13 protein-coding genes, 1 tRNA gene and 2 pseudogenes are annotated in these 16,835 nt (G+C 63.0%); 8 read left to right on the top strand and 8 right to left on the bottom strand.

The annotated features are described in order from the left end of the window. Positions 1 to 145: 145 nt before the first annotated feature. Positions 146 to 1,336: an acetyl-CoA C-acyltransferase family protein gene (locus ACXAD2_RS11525; RefSeq protein ID WP_475169994.1), complete on the bottom strand. Its 1,191-nt coding sequence runs from the start codon at positions 1,334 to 1,336 to the stop codon at positions 146 to 148. Positions 1,337 to 1,393: 57 nt separating this feature from the next. Then, a complete protein-coding gene (locus ACXAD2_RS11520) occupies positions 1,394 to 2,782 on the bottom strand; it encodes a mechanosensitive ion channel family protein (protein ID WP_475169991.1) in 1,389 nt (462 codons plus the stop codon). A gap of 500 nt (positions 2,783 to 3,282) precedes the next feature. On the opposite strand from ACXAD2_RS11520, the gene leuC reads away from it, so the two are divergent. Next, positions 3,283 to 4,704 (top strand): 3-isopropylmalate dehydratase large subunit, encoded by a 1,422-nt coding sequence (gene leuC, locus ACXAD2_RS11515; RefSeq protein ID WP_224905984.1) that lies wholly within the window; start codon positions 3,283 to 3,285, stop codon positions 4,702 to 4,704. A 137-nt stretch (positions 4,705 to 4,841) separates the two neighbouring features. Further along, entirely contained in the window at positions 4,842 to 5,447 is a 606-nt protein-coding gene (gene leuD / locus ACXAD2_RS11510; RefSeq protein WP_475169986.1) for a 3-isopropylmalate dehydratase small subunit, read from the top strand. 331 nt (positions 5,448 to 5,778) lie between these two features. Here the strand turns inward: leuD and ACXAD2_RS11505 are convergent, their stop codons facing one another. Together ACXAD2_RS11505 and ACXAD2_RS11500 are read right to left on the bottom strand one after the other, a co-directional pair. Then, positions 5,779 to 6,444, bottom strand: a complete 666-nt coding sequence (locus tag ACXAD2_RS11505) for a 3-oxoacid CoA-transferase subunit B (protein WP_475174844.1) — start codon at positions 6,442 to 6,444, stop codon at positions 5,779 to 5,781. A gap of 17 nt (positions 6,445 to 6,461) precedes the next feature. Next, positions 6,462 to 7,112, bottom strand: coding sequence for a CoA transferase subunit A (locus ACXAD2_RS11500; RefSeq protein ID WP_475169982.1), 651 nt, complete (start codon positions 7,110 to 7,112; stop codon positions 6,462 to 6,464). Positions 7,113 to 7,572: 460 nt separating this feature from the next. Here ACXAD2_RS11500 and ACXAD2_RS11495 point away from each other — a divergent pair, with 460 nt between their 5' ends. From ACXAD2_RS11495 to ACXAD2_RS11470, 6 genes are all read left to right on the top strand, one after another. Next, entirely contained in the window at positions 7,573 to 8,409 is an 837-nt protein-coding gene (locus ACXAD2_RS11495; protein WP_224905986.1) for a hypothetical protein, read from the top strand. Between the two features lie 17 nt (positions 8,410 to 8,426). After that, entirely contained in the window at positions 8,427 to 9,389 is a 963-nt protein-coding gene (locus tag ACXAD2_RS11490; RefSeq protein WP_475169976.1) for an endonuclease/exonuclease/phosphatase family protein, read from the top strand. Between the two features lie 84 nt (positions 9,390 to 9,473). After that, the gene (leuB, locus tag ACXAD2_RS11485) at positions 9,474 to 10,577 is read left to right on the top strand and encodes a 3-isopropylmalate dehydrogenase (RefSeq protein ID WP_475169973.1); all 1,104 of its coding nucleotides are present in this window, start codon (positions 9,474 to 9,476) and stop codon (positions 10,575 to 10,577) included. 135 nt (positions 10,578 to 10,712) lie between these two features. Beyond that, positions 10,713 to 11,702, top strand: coding sequence for a DMT family transporter (locus tag ACXAD2_RS11480; RefSeq protein ID WP_475169969.1), 990 nt, complete (start codon positions 10,713 to 10,715; stop codon positions 11,700 to 11,702). Positions 11,703 to 11,722: 20 nt separating this feature from the next. Next, a tRNA-Pro gene (locus tag ACXAD2_RS11475) sits at positions 11,723 to 11,799 on the top strand. A gap of 426 nt (positions 11,800 to 12,225) precedes the next feature. Beyond that, positions 12,226 to 12,699, top strand: a complete 474-nt coding sequence (locus tag ACXAD2_RS11470; RefSeq protein ID WP_475169967.1) for a hypothetical protein — start codon at positions 12,226 to 12,228, stop codon at positions 12,697 to 12,699. A 636-nt stretch (positions 12,700 to 13,335) separates the two neighbouring features. On the opposite strand, the gene ACXAD2_RS11465 is transcribed toward ACXAD2_RS11470, so the two are convergent. The 4 genes and pseudogenes from ACXAD2_RS11465 to ACXAD2_RS11450 form a co-directional block, all read right to left on the bottom strand. Next, positions 13,336 to 13,656, bottom strand: a complete 321-nt coding sequence (locus ACXAD2_RS11465; protein WP_475169964.1) for an HK97 gp10 family phage protein — start codon at positions 13,654 to 13,656, stop codon at positions 13,336 to 13,338. A gap of 95 nt (positions 13,657 to 13,751) precedes the next feature. Then, a pseudogene (locus ACXAD2_RS11460) lies at positions 13,752 to 13,943 on the bottom strand (head-tail connector protein); the annotation flags it as partial. Between the two features lie 279 nt (positions 13,944 to 14,222). Further along, positions 14,223 to 15,179, bottom strand: a complete 957-nt coding sequence (locus ACXAD2_RS11455; protein WP_475169963.1) for a hypothetical protein — start codon at positions 15,177 to 15,179, stop codon at positions 14,223 to 14,225. Between the two features lie 1,027 nt (positions 15,180 to 16,206). After that, a pseudogene (locus ACXAD2_RS11450) lies at positions 16,207 to 16,661 on the bottom strand (phage major capsid protein). Between the last annotated feature and the right edge of the window lie 174 nt (positions 16,662 to 16,835).

Here is a 16,835-nt window from a genome sequence, read left to right as displayed (position 1 = left end):
GTCCGCCCTTCTTCTCTTTAAAAATACGCCGGGGAGCGCGAGGGGCAGCGCCCCTCGCATTTTCTTTTGCCGCGCCTCCGGCGCAGTTTGGTGCCGCGCCTCCGGCGCGAGGGGCAGCGCCCCTCGCATCTTCCTCAACCCCAGCTCACACCCGCTCGATGGCCAACGCGATGCCCTGACCGCCGCCGATGCACATGGTGATCAGCGCCTTACGGCCGCCGGTACGCTCCAGCTCGTAGAGCGCTTTCACCATCAGGATCGCGCCGGTGGCGCCGATGGGGTGGCCAAGCGCGATGGCGCCGCCATTGGGGTTCACCTTCGCCGGGTCGAGCCCCAGCCCCTTGTTCACCGCCAGCGCCTGCGCGGCAAAGGCTTCGTTGCTTTCGATCACGTCGAACTCCGCCAGCGACAGGCCGGTGCGCACCAGCAGGTTCTCCACCGCCGGAACCGGGCCGATGCCCATGACCTCGGGGCGCACCCCGGCGTGGGCGTAGCCCAGCACGCGGGCGCGCGGCGTCAGCCCCGCCGCCGCCGCGGCCTCGCCGCGTGCCAGCACCAGCGCCGCCGCCCCGTCGTTGAGGCCCGAAGCATTGCCCGCCGTGACCGAGCCGTCGCGGTCGAAGGCCGGGCGCAGCCCTGCCAGTTTCTCCAGCGTCGTCGCCTTGGGGTGCTCGTCGGTGTCAAAGACGACGGTCTCACGGCGCGAGGCGATCTCCACCGGCACGATCTGCTCGGCAAAGACACCCGCCTCAATGGCCTTGGCGGCGCGCTTCTGGCTCTCCAGCGCGAAAGCGTCCTGCGCCGCGCGCGAGATGTCGTTCTCTTTCGCGACATTCTCGGCGGTGATGCCCATGTGGCCGGTGCCGAAGGGGCAGTTCAGCGCGCCCAGCATCATGTCGATGGTGCGAATATCGCCCATCTTCTGGCCCCAACGCTGGTCGGGGATGATATAGGGCGCGCGGCTCATGCTCTCGGCGCCGCCCACCAGCGCGAAATTGGCATCGCCCAGCATCAGCGCCTGCACGCCCGAGACCACCGCCTGCGCGCCGGAGCCGCAGAGCCGGTTCACGTTCATCGCCGGGGTGGTGTCGGGAATGCCCGCCTGCATGGCCGCGACGCGCGACAGATACATGTCGCGCGGCTCGGTGTTCAGCACATGGCCAAAGACCACCTGCCCGATCTGCCCGCCTTCGACACCGGCGCGCTCCAGCGCCGCCTTGGCCGCCACCGTGCCCAGCTCAATCGGCGGGACGGATTTCAGCGATCCGCCAAAGGTGCCGATGGCGGTGCGCGCGCCACTCAGGATGACGATCTCTTCGGGATTGGCTGCGGACATGACGGCTCTCCTCTCAACTGACAGTCGCGCGGACCATGCCGCAGCGCAGCACCGCTGTCAGCCCGGACGTTCCGTCACCGGAGCTTCCGCCGAACCTTCCGCGTCCCTCTCCTCTTCCGGCGCCCCGCCCAGCATCCGCACCTCGCGCTGCGGGAAGGGGATCGAGATGCCGTGCTCTTTGAAGGCGTCCCAAAGCGCGAGGAAGACATTGCCCCGGATGTTGGTCAGCCCCTGCGACGGGTCGATGATCCAGAACCGCAGGATGTAATCCACCGACGAGTCCCCAAATCCGGTGATATGGCAGACCGGCGGCTTGTGGCTCAGCACCCGCTTCACGCTTTGCGCCGCCTCGATCGCCACTTTGCGCACCAGATGCGGATCGTCGCCGTAGGCGGTGCCGAAATGGATGTCGACCCGCACCAGCTCGTTGGAATGCGACCAGTTGACCACCTGCCCGGTGATCATGTCCTCGTTGGGGATGAGGTATTCCTTGCCGTCGCGCGTGGTGATCGACACATAGCGCGCGCCCAGCGCGTTGATCCATCCGAAGGTCTCGCCAATGGAGATCACGTCGCCCGGCTTGATCGACTTGTCGAGCAGGATGATCACCCCCGACACGAGGTTCGAGACCACCTTCTGCAGGCCAAAGCCAAGCCCCACGCCAATGGCGCCCGACAGCACCGCGAGGCCGGTCAGGTCCACCCCGGCCAGTTTCAGCGCCATGAAGAAGGCCGCACCATAGAGCGCCACCTGCAGGAATTTCACCGCCAGAACCTGCATCGAGGGGCTGATCCCCTCGTTGCGCCGGATGCTCGCCGCCCCCGCCGTGGTCAGGAATTGCGCCACCGCCACCAGCGCGATGAGGATCACCACCGCCTGCAGGATCAGCCAGAGCGACAGTTTCGAGTTGCCGAAACTCACCGCCGCGCTTTCCAGCAGCGCCTGCGCCTCATCGGTCAGCCCGAGGATCCAGATGGTGACGTAGCCCCACGCCCCATAGCGCACCAGCGAGCGCAGCGCCGGGTTGCCGATAAGCCGCGTGATCAGCGCGATCACCAGCCAAGCGCTCGACAGCTGCGCAATGATTTCAAGAAGATAGGTGCGCGACGGCCATGTGACCTGATGCATGATCCCGATCACATGCCAGATCAGGATCACAAAGATGATCATCCGCAGCCGCCGGTGCAGCACAATGAGGATGCGCATCTGCCACTTCGGCCAGCCCTCGCGGGCGCGCATCCAGTTGTGCAGCTTCGGCCCCAGCCAAGCGCGCAGCAGATGCGCCAGCGCAAAAAGGCCAAGGGCGATGCCAAGCTGGTAGAACATCCAAGGCCGCAGCACGATCGCAAGGAACGTATCGACCTGCCCCAGCAGGGTCAGCCCGGTCTGTTGCAGCGCCTCGAAGGGCGTCGGGTCGGCATTGGGCAGATCGGTTTCGGGATTCATCGTCTGGCGTGGCTCCTCACGCGGGCAGCGTGGCACCACAATCGTTTTCGCTCAAGGCTTTGAGCACAAGCGGGGGCACTCAGTGCTTGGGCAGCGTCACGCTGATCTCCTGCGCTTCGACGTTGGGCAGGCTCAGCACCAGCGCCCAAAGCAGCGTGGCGATCAGGACAAGGTGCATGGCATTCATCAAGGTCATCTTGGCTCCTCCACGACGGTAAGAAAACTACGCCCGAGCCCGCCAAAAGTTCCGATCCTTCCGCGCCGGCGTCTGCCGAATGTCTGCGATGGGTTGATCGGCACGCGGCAAAGGAGTATCCCCGCGGCATGACTCGGCTTCTTGACCTCGGCGACCGCGTGCGTCTGCGCGAACGGTTCCACGGCGCGAACTTCACGGTTCTGGCGCGCCTATAAGGCTGTCTTGCAGCCCGCCCCGGCGCGGGGGCTTTCGACCTGCGCCAAGCCCAGCCAACTTCCAAGACATATACCCCGAGAGGACCCCCATGTCCGGCAAGACGCTCTACGACAAGATCTGGGATGCCCATGTCGTCCAGCAGGACGAAGACGGCACCTGCCTTCTCTACATCGACCGCCACCTTGTGCACGAGGTGACCTCGCCGCAGGCCTTCGAAGGCCTGCGCATGACCGGCCGCAAGGTCCGCGCCCCGCAGCGCACCATCGCCGTGCCCGACCACAACGTGCCGACCACGCTCGACCGTGAAAGCGGCATCGAAAACGAGGAATCGCGCATTCAGGTCGAGGCGCTCGACAAGAACGCCCGCGACTTCGGCGTGAACTACTATCCGGTTAGCGACGTCCGTCAGGGCATCGTGCACATCGTCGGCCCCGAGCAGGGCTGGACCCTTCCGGGCATGACCGTGGTCTGCGGCGACAGCCACACCGCCACCCATGGCGCCTTTGGCGCGCTGGCGCATGGCATCGGCACCTCGGAGGTCGAGCATGTGCTCGCCACCCAGACGCTGATCCAGTCCAAGTCGAAGAACATGAAGGTCGAGATCACCGGCCAGTTGCGCCCGGGCGTCACCGCCAAGGACATCACGCTCTCGGTCATCGGTCACACCGGCACCGGCGGCGGCACCGGCTATGTCATCGAATATTGCGGCGAAGCGATCCGCTCGCTGTCGATGGAAGGCCGGATGACCGTCTGCAACATGGCCATCGAAGGCGGCGCCCGCGCTGGCCTGATCGCCCCCGACGAGACCACCTTCGAATATGTGAAGGGCCGCCCGCATGCGCCGAAGGGCGCACAGTTCGAGGCCGCGCTCGACTGGTGGAAGACGCTCTACTCCGATGACGACGCGCATTGGGACAAGGTCGTCACCATCAAGGGCGAGGACATCGCCCCCGTCGTCACCTGGGGCACCTCGCCCGAGGACGTGCTGCCGATCACCGATGTGGTACCCGCCCCCGACAGCTTTGCCGGCGGCAAGGTCGAAGCGGCCAAGCGCGCGCTCACCTATATGGGTCTCGAGGCCGGTCAGAAGCTGACCGACATCAAGATCGACACGGTGTTCATCGGCTCCTGCACCAACGGCCGGATCGAAGACCTGCGCGCCGCAGCCGAGATCCTCAAGGGCAAGAAGATCAAGGACGGCATGCGCGCCATGGTCGTTCCGGGCTCGGGCCTCGTCCGCGCTCAGGCCGAGGAAGAAGGCCTTGCGCAGATCTTCATCGACGCGGGCTTCGAATGGCGGCTCGCGGGCTGCTCCATGTGCCTTGCGATGAACCCCGACCAGCTGGCACCGGGCGAGCGCTGCGCGGCCACCTCGAACCGCAACTTCGAAGGCCGTCAGGGCAAGGGCGGACGCACCCACCTGATGTCGCCGGCGATGGCGGCGGCAGCGGCGGTCACCGGTCATCTGACCGACGTGCGCGAGCTCATGGACGCGCCGGCTCCGGCGTAAGCGATCCCGGGGCCCCGCGTGGGGCCCCTCCCCCAGTTCCGGCACTCCGGACGGGCGCAGCCGCATATGCATGCTTTGTGCATCGCTTGTGCATGGATTGTGCCCCAAGGATTTGCCCCATCCCCAAGGAGGGACAGATGGAAAAATTCGAGAAGCTGACCGGGATCGCGGCGCCCATGCCGCTGGTCAATATCGACACCGATATGATCATCCCCAAGCAGTTCCTGAAGACGATCAAACGCTCGGGTCTCGGCGTGCATGCCTTCGACGAGATGCGCTATCTCGACGACGGATCCGAGAACCCCGAGTTCGTGCTGAACCAGCCCGCCTACCGCGAGGCTTCGGTCATCGTCGCCGGTGACAACTTCGGCTGCGGCTCGTCGCGCGAACACGCCCCTTGGGCGCTCGCCGACTTCGGCATCAAGGTGGTGATCTCCACCTCCTTCGCCGACATCTTCTACAACAACTGCTTCAAGAACGGCATGCTGCCCATCGTCATGCCGCAAGAGGCGGTCGATGTGCTGATGAAGGACGCCGAAAAAGGCTCTAACGCGCGGATGACGGTCGATCTGGAGAACCAGGTCGTCACCACCTCCGACGGCGAGGAATTCGCTTTCGAAGTCGACCCCTTCCGCAAGCACTGCCTGCTCGAGGGCCTCGACGACATCGGCCTGACCATGGAAAAATCCGGCGCCATCGACACGTTCGAAACCGCCGCCGCCCAGTCCCGTCCTTGGGTCTGAGGTGGTTCTGAGCCGGGTCTGACCAGCATTCAGGCATGAACATCGAAGGGCTGTCCCCGCGGGGACAGCCCTTTTTTCTGCGCGCACCCATTTCTGAAACGCTCCGCCAGCCCGGCGTCCGGCCTGCCTCCGGCGGGGATATTTTCATCTAGACGAAGGAGCCTGCCGCCCTGCTTCGTCTAGATACAAATATCCCGGGGGAGACGCGCGCAGCGCGGCGGGGGCGGAGCCCCCTTCATCCTCGATTGCCGCAGGTCGTGCGGCAGGGGCAGAGCCCCCTTCATCCTCGCTTGCCGCAAGTCGTGCGGCGGAGGCAGCGCCCCCACCCGGCTCAGCACGAGCGCGAGAGGTCCATCTCCGGCACATCCCCGGTTACGATCAAGGTTGCCGCCGTCGCCGCGCGGACCTCGGCCACGGTCACCCCGGGGCCGGTTTCCAGAAGGTGCAGCCCGTCGTCCTCGGGACGGATCACCGCCATTTCGGTGACGATGAGATCCACCCGCCGCTCGGCGGTCAGCGGCAGCGCGCATTCCGGCACGATCTTCGGCGCGCCGCCTTTGGCGCTGTGGATCATCGCCACGATCACCCGTTTCGCCCCGGTGACCAGATCCATCGCCCCACCCATGCCCGGCACATAGTGACCGGGGATCATCCAGTTCGCCAAATACCCGCGCGCGTCCACCTGCAGCCCGCCCAGCACCGTCAGGTCGAGATGCCCGCCGCGGATCAGCCCGAAGGAGAAGGCACTGTCGATGGTCGAGGCCCCCGGCACCGCCGAGACGAAGCTGCCGCCAGCGTCGGTGAGATGGCGGTCGGTCATCCCCTCGGGCGGGCGGTGGCCCATGCCGACAACGCCGTTTTCGGCCTGAAAGAACACCCCGAGCCCCTCGTCCAGGTGGTCCGAGACCAGCGTCGGAATACCGATGCCGAGGTTCACCAGAGTGTGCGGCTTGATCTCGGCGGCGACGCGGCGGGCGATGATCTCTTTGGGGTCCATGCTGGCGATCTCCATCCTCAGTGCCTCCCGATCACATGGTCGACGAGCGCGCCCGGCGTCTTCACCGCGTCGGGCGGGATCACCCCCACCGGCACGATCTCTTCGGGCTCGGCGATCACCACATCGCCCGCCAGCGCCATGATCGGATTGAAGTTCGTCGCGGTGAGCATATAGGTCAGATTGCCCACGTAATCGCAGCTGCGCGCCGCGATCAGCGCGAAATCGGCGCGCAGCGGCGGCTCCAGCAGATAGGGTTTGCCCTCGACCTCGATCACCTGCTTGCCCTCGGCCACTTTGGTGCCCAGCCCGGTGGGCGTAAGCACCCCGCCGAGCCCGACCCCGGCGGCGCGGATGCGTTCGACCAGAGTGCCCTGCGGCACCAATTCCACCTCAAGCGCGCCCGACCGCATCTGCTCCTGCACATCGGGGTTGAGGCCGATATGGCTGCCGATGAATTTGCGCAGGCAGCGCGCCGCCACCAGCGGGCCGACCCCCAGATGCGGACGGGCGGCATCGTTGACGATCACCGTCAGGTCCCGCTTTCCGGCAGCCGCCAGCGCCCGCACCAGCCCGTCAGGCGTGCCGACCCCCATGAAGCCCGAGAGCATGACCCGCGCACCGTCGGGAATCAGATCCACCGCTTCGTCCATCGTCACTGCCTGATGCATGCTGCCCTCCCGGCGCGTTGCCCTCACGTCTGCACGAAGTCAGACCCGGAAATCCTGCGGCTCGCGTTGCGTCAGGTCAAATTCATTGGAAATCCGGCGAATAATCGGTAAAAGCGCGGAGGCTCTTCGTACAAGTTTTCGGCGAGTCTACGGGTTTTTGTTCATGGTTTAAGTTGTTTATCCCCGCGGGGACATGACGCTTTGACGGGTACGGAAACGGGGCAACCATGTGCTCTGATGCCGCCAGCCCGCCAAGGAAACCGGGAATTGATGCAAATTCGCACCTTTTCCACCATGAAACCGCCAGATTTCCGCCGTCCCCTCAGGGCATGCTTGCCGCGCGTTCAAGAAGAAGGCAAAATTTGGGCAATATTGAGGCAATCCGCCGGCGCGGCGGGGTCAGAGGGCGACACAGGCGCAGCAAAGCGTCGGGGGTCCCACGACCGAAAGGGCAGAAGCCGTGATCACTCGTTTCGTCAAAGCCGGCATCCGTGCCGTCGCCGTGGCCTTGCTGATCGCAATGCCGGCCGTGCTGTTGCCCGGCTATGCGGCGGACGCGGCGCAGATCACCGCGCTGCTGGCCTTGGTCGCGGCGCTGCTGACCTTTGTGGAATATGTCGGCGACTATCCTTCGATCCTCGAGTTCCGCGACGCCCCGCCGTTCAACCGCCTGAGGTTCCTCGCGCTCTTCGCGACGGTCTTGGTGCTGACGCTGATCTGCCGCGGCGAGAGCTATCCCACCGCGGTCTCGCAGATGCTCACCGCTTTCGGCGGCAAGGTCGGCGGCTGGCTCGATTTCCCCTTCTCGCCGGTGCGGCTGATGGTGCTGCTGGCCACCGACGACATGAGTGCGCAGGACGTCGAGCGAATCCGCACCCATGCCGGGCTGGCCTATGTGATCTCGCTGCTGAGCATGCTGGCCTTCGTTCTGGTGGTGCGGCTGCTGAGCTGGCCGGTGCGCAACGGGGCCTTCAACTTCTGGGTCAACCTGCCGCTTTTCGATCCGACCATCGGCAAGGATGTGCTCTACCGGCTCAATCGCGATGGCAACGTTAACGTCGCCTTAGGGTTTCTTCTGCCATTCCTGATCCCGGCAATCATGAAACTCGCGGCGCAGACCATCAACCTCGTGTCGCTGACCGAACCGCAGACCCTGATCTGGACGATGAGCGCATGGGCTTTCCTTCCGGCAAGCCTCGTGATGCGGGGCGTCGCGCTGATGCGCATCGCCGCGCTGATCGAGCAAAAGCGCAAACGCGCCTACGCCGAGGCGGAAGCCGAGGTGCAGACCATCTGACACGCCTGATCCGGGCGGTGCTTCTTTGCGCCATTTTGGCCCTGCCCGCCTCGGCAGGGGCGGTCGAAGTCACCCTTGCCACCTGGCACGCGCATCTCAGCCGCAAAGGGCCGGGCCTGCTGCTGCGCGATATCCTTGAGGCGCGCGCGCCGCTGCCAGCCATACTCGACCAGATCGCCGAGGCGCGGCCTGACGTGTTGCTGCTCACCGATATGGATTTCGATCTTGGGCAGGCGGCGTTGGATGCGCTTGCCGATGCGCTGGCAACGCGCGGCGCGGACTATCCCCATCGCTTTGCCCTGCGCCCCAATTCCGGCATGGAGAGCGGCGCCGATCTGGACGGCGACGGGCGGCTTGGCGGCCCCCGCGACGCTCAGGGCTATGGCGTCTTTTCCGGCCAGCATGGCATGGCGGTGCTGGCCCGGCACCCGCTGCGATTGGAGCGGGATTTCTCGGCGCTGCTCTGGCGCGATCTGCCGGGCACGCGGATGCAAGCCGCCGATCCCGCGCCCGAGGTGCAGCGGCTGTCGTCCACGGCGCATTGGGTGCTGCGGCTCGACGCCCCCGGCCTTCCGCTGCAGCTGCTGTGCTATGCCGCGACCCCGCCGGTGTTCGACGGGCCGGAGGACCGCAACGGGCGGCGCAATGCCGACGAGCTTGCGCTTTGGCGGCACTACCTCGACGGCGCGCTCGGGCCAGCGCCGGAGGGGGCTTTCGTCCTGATCGGAAACGCAAATCTCGACCCCGAAGGCGGCGAGGGGCTGCGCGGCGAGATGCGGGCGCTGCTGGACGATGCCCGCCTGCAGGACCCGCTGCCGCGGCAGGCCACCGCCGAATGGCACAGCACCGGACCGCTGCGCGTGAGCTATGTGCTGCCCTCCGCTGGCCTCACCGTCGGCGACGCCCGCGTTTTCCCCGCCATCGAGGGCCAGCGGCACCGTCTGGTCACCGTCACGCTAAGCACCCAGAAGGACGGTTAATGAAGTTGCCCGCACCCCTGTTTTCTTGACCATTCCTCGCCCCTCGGCTAGGCGATTGCGCAACATTCCGAGGAGAGACTTTCCATGAGCACCCCTTCGCTTCTCATCCTGCCGGGCGACGGCATCGGCCCCGAGGTCATGGCAGAGGTTCGCCGCGTCATCGGCTGGTTCGGCGACAAGCGCGACCTGAAATTCGATGTCAGCGAAGACCTCGTGGGCGGCAGCGCCTATGACGCGCATGGCACGCCGCTGACCGACGAGACTATGGCCAAGGCCCAAGAGGTGGACGCCGTTCTGCTCGGCGCCGTGGGCGGCCCGAAATACGACGTGCTGGACTTCTCGGTGAAGCCCGAGCGCGGGCTGCTGCGTCTGCGCAAGGAGATGGACCTTTACGCCAACCTGCGCCCGGCGCAGTGCTTTGACGCGCTGGCCGACTTCTCGTCGCTGAAGAAAGACGTGGTGGCGGGCCTCGACATCGTCATCGTGCGCGAGCTGACCTCGGGCATCTACTTCGGCGAGCCGCGCGGCATCATCGAAGAAGGCAACGAGCGCGTGGGCATCAACACCCAGCGCTACACCGAGTCGGAGATCGACCGCGTGGCCCGCAGCGCGTTCGAGCTGGCCATGCGCCGCGGCAAGAAGCTGTGCTCGATGGAAAAGGCGAACGTGATGGAGTTGGGCATCCTGTGGCGCGAAGTCGTCACCGAGGTGGGCAAGGACTACCCCGAGGTCGAACTGTCGCACATGTACGCCGACGCGGGCGCCATGCAGCTTTGCCGCTGGCCCAAGCAGTTCGACGTGATCGTCACCGACAACCTCTTTGGCGACCTGCTGTCGGATGCCGCCGCGATGCTGACCGGCTCGCTCGGCATGCTGCCCTCGGCCTCGCTGGGCGCCCCGATGGCCAATGGCCGCCCCAAGGCGCTCTACGAGCCGGTGCACGGCTCTGCGCCCGACATCGCCGGTCAGGGCAAAGCCAACCCGATCGCCTGTATCCTCAGCTTCGCCATGGCGCTGCGTTACAGCTTCGACAAGGGCGACGAGGCCACCCGCCTCGAACAGGCGATCGAAGCGGTTCTGGCCAAGGGCTACCGCACCGCGGACCTGCTGGGCGAAGAAGGCAAGCAGCCGGTCTCGACCTCCGAGATGGGCACCGCGATCCTCGAGGCGCTCGACGAGAGCCTCTGATCCCGAGGGATGGTCAATGATTGGGCGGGGCGGCCACAGGTCGCCCCGTTTTCACGTTCTGCCGCATGACACGTTGAATTCCCCTGCCTCAAAGCTAAGCCTTGAGCGCAAGGCAGAAGCAACGGAACGGCACCCATGGGATCGAACGCGAAAGGCGCGCTGCTGGCGCTCCTCACCTTCGGCATCTACTCGACACACGACGTCATCGTGAAGGTTCTGGGCGCCGCCTACAGCCCCTTCCAGATCGTGTTTTTCTCGGTGCTGCTGAGCTTTCCGCTGGTCAGCCTCATGCTGATCCGCGACACCACGGCGGGCAACCTGCGCCCGCTGCATCCGTGGTGGACCGCCCTGCGCACCATCTCGACGGTGATCACCGGGGTCTGTGCCTTCTACGCTTTCTCGGTGCTGCCGCTGGCGCAGACCTACGCGATCATCTTTGCGCAGCCGCTGCTGATCACCGTGCTGGCGATTCCCATCCTTGGCGAGCAGGTGCGTCTGCGCCGCTGGATGGCGGTTCTGGTCGGCCTTGCCGGGGTCATCGTGGTGCTGCGTCCGGGCAGCACGGAACTGACGCTGGGCCATCTCGCGGCGCTGACGGCGGCGATCTTCGGCAGTCTTTCGGCGATCATCGTGCGCAAGATCGGCCATGAGGAACGCTCGGTGGTGCTGCTGCTCTATCCGATGATGACGAACTTCGTGGTGATGGGCTGCGCCCTGCCCTTCGTCTACCGCCCGATGCCGATCGAACATGTGGGCGGGTTCGGACTGATGGCGATTCTCGCCTTCACCGGCTCGGCGCTGCTGATCGCCTCCTATCGCACCGGCGAGGCGGTGATCGTCGCGCCGATGCAATATTCGCAGCTGCTGTGGGCCACGCTCTATGGCGCGATCTTCTTTGCCGAATATCCCGATAGCTTCACCCTGATGGGGGCCGTGCTGATCATCGGCAGCGGCGTCTATATCGTGCTGCGCGAGGGCCGGTCGAGCGCGTCGGAGAATCGCCCGGTGCTGCGCACCCGCAACCGCATCGAGTTCGGGACCTCGCTGCGCATCGGTCCGCTGCTGCGCGCGATGAAAAGACGCGAAAAGGGTGTGAATCGGCCCTTGCCAAAGACCGGAGGCTAGGGTACTCCGCGCTCCACGGTCGGAGTGTAGCTCAGCCTGGTAGAGCACTGTCTTCGGGAGGCAGGGGCCGGAGGTTCGAATCCTCTCACTCCGACCAATGAAACAAGGCGTCCTTCGGGACTCCTTTTTCGTCTGGGACAGGGCGCGCAGGTTCATTGAACCTAACAGCGATGAGTTCTCGATCTCTGCGGTATCGCCTCAGTCACGCCTGTCCGGGCCTCTGAGTGCTTAAGCAGCGTCCCAAGACCAACACCCGACAGCGCTTAGGCCCCTGAACATGCTATTAGCCGCACCTCGAAACGATAGGCGAAGAACTTAGGGCTTTCTCCTCCTTATTCACCGTCATCCCTCACGACAAATCCCTACCCGATAAGGCTTCCGAAAGCGCCAACACGCAGTAGCGTTGCGTAGCGGCAACATTGCCAAACGCAACTTATAGATGTTGCGAAGCTTTCCGACTCACCACTATTGACGCGCATTGGCGTCTCCCCTCTTATCCGAGCACGTATGACTGGGGAAGTTTATGAAGTTTAAAGGTTTTTTAACTGCTGCCCTTTTGGCGGCAACGACCGCGATTTCCGGATGCGCCGAACAGGCCCGAAGAGTCCCGGCGACCTATATTCCGAGCCTCATCTACCGTGGCGCGACCTGTCAGGAACTTGCTCACGAGCGCCAGGTTCTTGCGGGCTACGTGATGAACGTCACGGCTGAACAGCGCAACTCAGCGCAGTGGGACACAGCTCTTGTAACCACCTCGCTAATCATCTTCTGGCCAGCGATCTTTGCTCTCCCTCTGACCGTTGATCAGTCGGCGCAACTTGCCTCGGCACGCGGGCACTATGACGCTCTGGTCAAGGCTCAGGCGGAACAAGGCTGCAACGGCACTTACCGCGCAGCAAGTGGCTACGGCGGCGTGCAGCCTGTCCAGTATGGCTACGGGGTGCCGGTGACTGTGAACAACTGGAAACGCTATCCAGGTCAGTTTCCGCCGATGTGAAGATGTCGAACATGGCGGCAGACCTAACAGGGCCGCAGTGACGGCGCCTGGTCAAAAAGGTCTACGCGCCAGTTCACAACCTGCACGTCGATGCAAGGCGCCCCAAAAGGCGCCTTGTTCGCTCGCACGTAAATCTTGGTGCCCGACGAATATGCGGGACCTCTCAACTTAGCCATAGAGGCAGAATTGCAACCTCGCAAAGCGTGGCATCCCGAGGCATCCCCGTCTGAACCCGCCATCCTTCTAGGACTTCAAGGTGCCGGTCGATTTTTAGGCTGAACCTCCGACGTTCGACAACGCCCCGGGACCAAATGTCGAGCAGGTCACGCTCCCCGTGCTAACAGCCGCGCTTCTACTATAGCGATGAACGCCTCAGGCTGCACAAAGGACCAACAAGGCTTCATCGTAACCCTTTTTCCAAGCCCATGCCTACCACTACTGAATGCAGCCAGATGCGCGGCCATAGGTGCCAATGCCCTCTATACAGACAACACTCCTTGGCTGCGTTGCGCTTGGTGGGGCTGATGGCGCGACCGATACAGCGCTTCGTGCGGTCCTGTATCAGGCGGGACGCTGGCAGTAGGACTGCTGTGCCTCGGGGCCGGGGTGCTGTGTGCCGTCAAAGAGCCCCTCGTTCTAGTGTAGCTCGGTGCCGAACTCGACAAAGTGCCCGTGCCGTTGTTCCGGGTGGACCACGGTCACGAGTGCTTGGTTCTCGCCAGCGGAGCGCTTGTCACCATCTTCGGCATAGGCCGGGGTCATCTGGCCGGGGCCGGTGACGACAATCGACGCCCTCAGATCGCCTTCGACTTCCGGTCCGAGGGCGCGGGCGGTCTGTGAGAAACCTTCGGCGCTTTGCATAAAGGCGCGTCGCGCCTCGGCGAGGATCGCAAAGGAGATCGCTTCGAGTCGTTTGGTAAGGTGCGCTGCCTGCGCGGAAAGGTCGGTCTTTGGCATCTCACACCACCCTGGCCCGGTGCGGCTGCAAAAAGATTGTGTGCGCCATAGGGCACCGCGTAAGGGTTGCCGCCGACAAGCGCTGCCTCGTGCACTTCATACGAATACGAGGCGAGCATCAGCACGACTTGCTTAATGGCGGCGGCACAGGGGTCCGGGATGGGTGTGCCGGTGAAGCCCGCTGCGTAGGCTTCGGCGGCGTCGATCTTTGACGACAGAAGCGCGTCGTCCAGGTCGTGATCAAGGTTGAGCTGGACCTTCAGCTCTTCAACAGAAACGGCACTCACTACGGGAACTCAGGCATAGGAGGTATCTATACACCTCAATGCCGTAGTGAAAACGTAAGAGAACATGGAAAAGTTTTTAGCTCGTGTCCTGCGCCCCCCCGCCGGTCCGCTTTTCCGGTGGGAGATCGAACTACCCCCCACCACCAGATTTGGACGAAACTTGAAAGTGTGCTCGAACCGCTTGAGCAGAGGGATCGATCAGAGATCGACGCCTATTTGGACGAGGTTTTTGATCTTGTTTCGCGTTAGATGGCTTTGGCCAGCACCTGCGTGCCGGACTTATTCGGTCGCCTTGGTTGCAGAAGCCATCGCCTTTGGGTTCATACCTTCTAGGGTCAGGCTACGGGGAGATGAATCCCACTCAGCGTTTCCGCTGCTGTTCCAATTTGCGAAAGCGCCTTGGACTTCTTCCCAGCTAGCACTGGCTCCATAGGTAGTTACGAAGAACTGACCGAACTTGATCGCGTGAACCCGGTCGTAAGTGCGTAGCGCTTCCTTCATGTAATTTGAAGAGAATATGAATGCATATCTCGCCAGTATCAGCGCGGCACCAATAAACACGGTGCCTTTCATCAGGTAAAAGACCAATGCTCTCCAAGTGATGTCGTTTGTAATTTCTAATGCCGCTGAGATGGTAAGCAAAGCGAGGATGCCTCCGCCGAGTAGCAGCGATGTTCCTCCGCAAATAGACCACCAGAACGAAGTTCTAGATAATTTGTCACCGCGCGTTTCCAAAGACGAGACAGTATCTTCTACGAAAGTCTTAGAAGTATTTTGAATGTTCTTTTGGCTTTCTTCTCTCAGAAGCTCTCTCTCGGTTTCATGTTCATGGATTCTTTCTTGGAGCTCTGCCTCTCGGTTTTGGAGGTCCCTCGATCTTTTGAGGAATTCTTCTTCGAGCTCCTTCTGTCTGTCGAAAGAAGATTTTTCCAGGACATGGTATCTGGCTTGAACTTCTTGATACGCGTTTTGGAGTGACTGCTCTCGCCTATTGTATTCTTCAAGAGATTTTGCGAACTTTTTCTCTGTAAGTTCTTCCCTTTCAATGATTTCTAGGTGAGCTTTATGTAGCTCTTGTTCTAATTCGTTTGCTTGGCGAGATATTCTCTGAAATTGCCTATCTAACCTTTCCTGTAGCTCGTTGATGTCGCTGCTGAGAGCTTTCTTGAATTGGTCCGAAACCGGGAGGCCATGTATTCTGTCTTGGATAGCTGCAAAGTCGTCTTCATCAAGCATTGAATTGATTCTTCTTGTGGTGTCTCGTCTTCGTCTTAAGGGTGGATTTAAAGCCTGCAAGCTGCTTGGCAGTTTTCTTTGAGATTGTTGTGGTTCATGTCCATATTGCTACAATAGATCTTCGGGCGGTAAGAGCGCACTTCGCGCTGACCTTTGCTTCTCTTGGTTATGGTAAGAATGGCACATGGGTTGCCAATTCGACCGGCCCCTAAAGAGCGCCCTATCACCTCTATGTGCCTTGAGGTGACCCACAACGGTCGCCGGTGCGTGCCACATCGCGCAGGTTGGATGAGCCGCTAAGAACTCGGTGCGTGCCTTGCGCCAATCGTGGTCATAGCCGCGGTTGGCGGCGCTGGACCGCTGTGCATCATGACGACGGTTCTAGGCGCGGGTGCTGGCGAGCTGGCACCCGCAGCGCTCGCCGTGCGGGACGACGCGTCCACATGAGCAGGCGCGAGGCGGCCTAGGTATTGTGCCGGGCCTTCAGTGAGCGAAGAGCGTCCCGGTCAAAGGCCTGATCGTGGCCGAGTTCCTTGATCTCGCGGAGCCTGTCAGGTGTGTGGGTGCCAACCGGGTCACTACGGCTGGGTGTGGTGTCAGTCTCTTCGGACACGCCGTGGAGCGCTTTGAGCTGAGCGACCTTGCCTTCGAAGGCTTGGGTGATTTCATCCGGTGTCGTGGCCCAGGTATCCGCGGGGGCCAGCCGAGCCACCCGGTGCCGAAGCGGTAGAGCGGAGCATAAGCCTAGGGCCAAGAGATCAACTCGGCGCTGCGACGGCTGCTTCGATCTTGGAGAGGGGAAGGTCTGCCAGAGAGCCTCAGCGGCCTTCTAGCTAACCGCTCAAGCTCGGATGAGCGCCCACATGGTTGTCATGTGGAATTGGGAAAGCCTTAGGAGAAAACCTTCCCATCCCCCATGCAGGCGCTCAATGGTCACCGCTGCCCGCAGCGAAGGGCGTAGGACCACGACATGCAGGCCGTGGCGCACTGTCACCTCTTCGACGCGGGTGAGCGGCTGCACAAGGGCTTATGCCGCCATGTTTAGTTTGCGCAGGGCATCGGGGCGGACAACACCAGCGCCCACACGACGGCGGGTTTGATAACGCATCAGGCCGTTGGCACGCTGCCTGTAGGTGTCAGCCAGCACCGCGAGCGGGATGCGGTTGTAGACGCGGTAGCCGCGCATAAAGTCGACGAAGATGATCGGCTCTGCGCCTTCGCCGATGTCGGGCATATCCACGGTCTCATGACCGGGCGCCTAAGGATCGTTTCGGGCAGGCCTGCCTGATAGGACGGCTGCCAGAGATAGTTGTCGTGACCGTCTTTCAGCGCGGACATGTCTTCAAGAGTTGAGCCATACGTCGTCCAGGTGCCAGCGTTCCGATAGTTGCCGGGGTGGCCCTCTACACCATCAATGAGCTCGGCACGGTAGCATCCCTTAGCGCAAAGCAGAGCCAGAAGTTTCTCGAGCGCACCGGACAACTCTCGCTTCCCTACACACTGGCTCGCATCGCAGCTGGCAAGGCTGCTGACCTAGACGAGGTCGAGATGACGCGCGAACGCATTCTCCCCATAGCGAAGCAGCTACGGACAACTCTGTCCTAGCTGTTGACTCGCAAGCGGAACTGGCGCGCGATCTCCTTCTACGGGGCGTTT

This window comes from Salipiger sp. ABN3_019 (assembly GCF_056158605.1).
This window is presented reverse-complemented; position numbering and strand designations above follow the sequence as displayed.

Excerpts from the sequence above, each read along its gene's own strand:
- ACXAD2_RS11500 (WP_475169982.1), bottom strand. The coding sequence starts at position 7,112 with ATGCATCAGGCAGTGACGATGGACGAAGCGGTGGATCTGATTCCCGAC.
- ACXAD2_RS11470 (WP_475169967.1), top strand. The coding sequence starts at position 12,226 with ATGAAGTTTAAAGGTTTTTTAACTGCTGCCCTTTTGGCGGCAACGACC.
- ACXAD2_RS11520 (WP_475169991.1), bottom strand. The coding sequence starts at position 2,782 with ATGAATCCCGAAACCGATCTGCCCAATGCCGACCCGACGCCCTTCGAG.
- ACXAD2_RS11480 (WP_475169969.1), top strand. The coding sequence starts at position 10,713 with ATGGGATCGAACGCGAAAGGCGCGCTGCTGGCGCTCCTCACCTTCGGC.
- ACXAD2_RS11525 (WP_475169994.1), bottom strand. The coding sequence starts at position 1,336 with ATGTCCGCAGCCAATCCCGAAGAGATCGTCATCCTGAGTGGCGCGCGC.
- leuB (WP_475169973.1), top strand. The coding sequence starts at position 9,474 with ATGAGCACCCCTTCGCTTCTCATCCTGCCGGGCGACGGCATCGGCCCC.
- leuC (WP_224905984.1), top strand. The coding sequence starts at position 3,283 with ATGTCCGGCAAGACGCTCTACGACAAGATCTGGGATGCCCATGTCGTC.
- leuD (WP_475169986.1), top strand. The coding sequence starts at position 4,842 with ATGGAAAAATTCGAGAAGCTGACCGGGATCGCGGCGCCCATGCCGCTG.
- ACXAD2_RS11465 (WP_475169964.1), bottom strand. The coding sequence starts at position 13,656 with ATGCCAAAGACCGACCTTTCCGCGCAGGCAGCGCACCTTACCAAACGA.
- ACXAD2_RS11455 (WP_475169963.1), bottom strand. The coding sequence starts at position 15,179 with ATGCTTGATGAAGACGACTTTGCAGCTATCCAAGACAGAATACATGGC.
- ACXAD2_RS11505 (WP_475174844.1), bottom strand. The coding sequence starts at position 6,444 with ATGGACCCCAAAGAGATCATCGCCCGCCGCGTCGCCGCCGAGATCAAG.